The sequence below is a fragment of the Pseudomonas sp. JV245A genome (genome assembly GCF_032424515.1).
GTDB lineage: Bacteria > Pseudomonadota > Gammaproteobacteria > Pseudomonadales > Pseudomonadaceae > Aquipseudomonas > Aquipseudomonas protegens.
Genome location: NZ_VYKE01000639.1, coordinates 1 through 270, shown reverse-complemented (window position 1 = coordinate 270; position 270 = coordinate 1). Strand labels below are relative to the sequence as shown.

Genomic DNA, 270 nt, shown 5'->3' with positions numbered 1-270 from the left:
TGGCCGCCGCCACCGCGCGAATCGGCGTGGCCACCGGGGCCCTGTATCCGGATATCAGCATCGGCGCGACCGTCGGCACCGTGGGCATCCTCGACAACCTCGGCAAGCCTTCCACCAATCGCTGGGGCTTCGGCCCGCTGATCAGCTGGACGGTGCCGGCCAATGGCGCCCGCGAGCGCATTCATGAAGCCGAGGCCGCCAGCCAGGGCGCCCTGGCGCATTTCGATGGGGTGGTGCTCAACGCCATCCGCGAAACCCAGACCGGCCTGG

1 pseudogene is annotated in these 270 nt (G+C 70.0%); it reads left to right on the top strand.

The features are described from left to right. A pseudogene (locus F6S12_RS33400) lies at positions 1-270 on the top strand (TolC family protein); the annotation flags it as partial.